Source organism: Dyella sp. (assembly GCF_035277725.1).
In the GTDB taxonomy this organism is placed as follows: Bacteria; Pseudomonadota; Gammaproteobacteria; order Xanthomonadales; family Rhodanobacteraceae; genus Dyella_B.
On record NZ_DATEJY010000087.1, the window covers coordinates 1 to 4,118 of the forward strand.

A 4,118-nucleotide genomic window follows, 5' to 3' on the forward strand; every position below is an offset into this window, starting at 1 on the left:
TATCTACAACCGCGAGCTGTTCGAAGCGCGAACGATCGCTCGCCTGGGTGAGCACCTGGAACGTCTGCTGCAAGCGGTGTTAGCGATGCCGGATGCACCGCTATATGCGTTGCCGATGTTGTCGGAGGCTGAGCGGCATCATGTATTGCATGCCTTGAATGCCACGGCGCAGGATTATCCGCATGAGGCCTGTCTACACGAGCTGATCGAAGCGCGAGTGACGCAGCATCCTGATGCAATGGCGCTGGTGTGCGAAGGCAGCGCACTGAGCTACCGGGAGCTGGACGCACAAGCCAACCAGCTGGCGCATTACCTGCGCGCACATGGCGTTGGCCCGGACTGTCTGGTTGGTTTGTGCGTGGAGCGCTCGCTGGCGATGGTGGTGGGCATCCTGGGCATCCTGAAGGCAGGCGGTGCGTATGTGCCGCTGGATCCCAGCTACCCGAGCGATCGCCTGGCTTACATGCTGGAAGACAGTGCCCCGGCCGTGCTGCTGACGCAGGCCGGCTTGCAAGAACGCTTGCCGGCGATGGTCGTACCGGCGCTGCGCCTGGATGCGGACGCAGACATTCTCGCGGCGTACCCGACCACGCGGTTGGCGAAAGCGGATTTAGGCCTGCGCGCCGACGATCTGGCTTATGTCATCTACACCTCCGGCTCCACCGGCAAGCCCAAAGGGGTGCAAGTCACCCACCGCAATATCGTCAATTACGCATGGGGTATCGTCCATCGATTCGGTTTCGATCGTGAGATGGCCTACGCCTCGGTCTCGACCATTGCGGCGGATCTGGGCAACACGGTGGTGTTTGGCGCCCTGGTGACGGGCGGCCGCCTGCATCTGCTTTCACAGCAGTGCTCGACGGATGCCTTAGCCTTTCAGCAGTACATGGTTAGATGCGGCATCGATGTACTCAAAATAACCCCCTCGCACTTTCTGGCCTTAAGTGATGGCGGCAACGTAGATGCCGCATTCCCACGCCAGCATTTGATTTTCGGCGGCGAAGCCTCCCGGCAACACTGGATCGACGAGCTCAATGCGCGTGCCACCGGCTGCAAGATCCATAACCACTATGGCCCAACCGAAACCACGGTAGGGGTGCTTACCTGCACCAGCGGACAGCATTGGGGCGGCGGCCTCACTTTTCCGCTCGGTCGCCCGTTGCCGAACATCCAGGCCTATGTGCTCGACGAACATCTCAAGCCGGTTCCGATGGGCGCGCCGGGTGAGCTGTACATCGGTGGGGCGGGTGTGTCGCGCGGCTATCTGCATCGCCCGGAACTGACAAACGAGCGCTTCATAGCGCATCCGTTCGAGAACAACCCGGACGCTCGCCTCTATCGCGCGGGTGACATGGTCCGCTATCTGCCCGACGGCCATCTCGCCTTTCTCGGGCGCGCAGACCGGCAGCTGAAGATACGCGGCTTCCGCATCGAACCCGGCGAGATCGAGGCGGCGCTGATGGAGGGTTCGAGCCTCAAGGATGCAGTGATAGTCCCGTTCGAAGCATCAGGCGGTGATCTGCAACTTGTCGCCTATGTCGTTCCCGATGGCGCCGCGCAAGACGAGGCGATGACGGTCGAATCGATCCGGCGGCACGCCATGTCCGTACTGCCGAGCCATATGGTTCCCTCGGCGTTTGTGGTGATGACGGCATTGCCGCTGACCGCCAATGGAAAGCTCGACCAGGCCGCCTTGCCGCAGCCGGAAGCCGTCACTTCGATCGATGCGTATGTGGCGCCAAGTGACGACATCGAACGCTCCATTTGCGAGATATGGCGCGATGTGCTGGGTGTCGATCGTGTCGGTGTTCGCGACAATTTCTTTAGCCTTGGCGGCCACTCTTTGTTGGCCATGCGCATCCTGTCTGCGTTGCGGCAGCAATTTTCGTTGGACGAGCATGCCTTGTCGCTGCCGGTTCTGTTCGGGCACCAGGATGTCGAGTCGCTGGCTCGCTTCATCAAAGCGGATCAGCAAAAGATCCATTTGCGCAAGAACATCGACGCGCTCGAGATGAGTGCGCCCGACATGCAGGAGGGGTATGTATGACCAGCATCTCCCAGATTGTCGATGAAGCTATCGATGAAGGTGTCTATCTTTTCGTCAAGGATGACCGTCTGGCGTTCAAGGCCAAGGAAGGGCGAATGTCCGATGCCTTGCGAGAAAAGCTGGGGCGATACAAGACCGAGATCATCGCCTATCTGCGCGACATGAATGAAGGCACGGAGGCCTGGGGCGGCGCGTTGCCGGCCATCGAGCGCTTGCACGATCGCATCGGCGTCCTGGCATCGTTCGCGCAACAACGGCTTTGGCTCGTCGACCAGATCGACGGTAGCAGCAGCGAATACAACGCCTCCGTGATTCTCCGCCTGCAAGGGCGCTTGGATCGCCAGGCGATGCAGCGCGCACTGGATGCGGTCGTGGAACGTCATGAAGTGCTGCGCACCAATTTCGCCGCAGCAGGCGAGGTGGTGATCCAGGTCATCAACGAGTCGGCGGCGGTGCCGGTTTCGGCGATGAACTTGTCCAGCCTCGATGCGGAACGGCAGCAAAGCGAGCTGGCAAGCCTGGCGCAGTGGGAGGCCAAGACTCCCTTCGATCTTTCGAAAGACCTGATGCTGCGAGCCGTGCTGATCGTGCTTTCTGACACGGAGCATGCGCTCATCGTTACGCAACACCACATTGCGTCGGACGGCTGGTCGGTCGGCATCCTGATTCGGGAATTCAATGTCTTGTATGCCGCCTTTGTTCGCAATGAGGTCAATCCGCTGGCGCCTTTGGACATCCAGTATGCGGATTACGCCCAATGGCAACGCAGCTGGCTCAAAGGCGAAGTGCTGGACAGCTTGTTGGGCTACTGGTCGACGGAGCTGTCCGGCGCGCCGCCGGTGCATGCATTGCCGTTGGCGGGTGCTCGTCCGGCCAGGCAAAGCCATGCGGGCGCGGTCTACCGCCAGCATGTGGAAGAGAGGCTCACTAGCGCGCTCAAGCTGCTTTGCCAACGCCAGAACGTCACGTTCTTCATGCTGATGCAGACAGCTTTCGCGCTATGGATGAGCCGCCTCAGTCATGAATCGGATGTGGTGATCGGCACGCCCATTGCGGGGCGGTCCCACCAGCAATTGGAGGCCCTGATCGGCTTTTTCGTGAACAACCTGGTCTTGCGCAGCCGGTTCGATCGCAACATGCCGTTCTGTGATGCGCTGGCGGCTCAGAAGCAAACGATATTGCAGGCTTACGCCCATCAACATATTCCGTTCGAGACACTGGTCGGTCATCTCAAGCCGGCCAGACGCGCGAGTTACGATCCCATTTTCCAGATCGTCTTCGGCCTCGGCTTGAACAACGATGTCAGCGCATCGCTTTCGCTTTCGGATTTGCAGGTTTCCACCATCCAGCAGGAATCGACCCTGGCCAAGGTGGATCTGGAACTGACTGTTATCGAGCAGGCCGATCAGCTGGAGATCTGCTGGACGTATCGCACCGATCTGTTCGATGAAAAGCTGATCAGCGAATTCGCTCGGAGCTATGCCCAGCTGTTGCGGCAAATCGTGATGAATCCGCATCGCGGCATTTTCGAATACGCGCTGTTGGATGGTGAGCGTCACGATCAGTTGCTGGCAGCAGGGCAAGGGGCGCTCAAGCCCTATGTGCAAGAGGCATGCATTCACACGCAGTTCGAAGCGCAAGTCGCGCGCACGCCGGCGGCCATCGCGGTGCAGTACGCAGGGCAGGCGCTGACCTACGCACAACTCAACGACAAGGCCGACCGCCTGGCGCGTTACCTGGTGGATGCGGGCGTCACCCACGAGGCGCGTGTGGGCATCCATCTGTCGCGCTCATTGGAGCTGATGATCGCGGTGCTGGGCGTGCTCAAGGCCGGTGGCGCGTATGTGCCGCTGGAGCCGGGGCTGCCGAAGGACCGCTTGAGCTACATGGTGCAGGACGCCGGCATCGGTTGGGTGGTGGTGGCGTCTTTGGCGCTGGAAGGGTTGCCCTTGCAGGGCGTGGACGTGGTGATGATGGACGGTGCGGCGACCGAGGCGCAGTGGCTCGGTGCTTATGCGCAAGGCAGCCTGCCACGGGTCGAAGCCAGCGACCTGGCCTATGTGATGTACAC

The 4,118-nt window shown here is 60.7% G+C and carries 2 protein-coding genes; both read left to right on the top strand.

Going from position 1 to position 4,118, the window contains the following annotated elements; translation table 11 throughout:
• Positions 1-2,047, top strand: a 2,047-nt coding sequence (locus VJR68_RS08255) for an amino acid adenylation domain-containing protein (RefSeq protein WP_324147196.1), incomplete at its 5' end; no start/stop codon positions are given.
• The coding region (locus VJR68_RS08260; RefSeq protein ID WP_324147197.1) for a condensation domain-containing protein at positions 2,044-4,118 on the top strand (2,075 nt) is incomplete at its 3' end. The genes VJR68_RS08255 and VJR68_RS08260, both read left to right, overlap by 4 nt.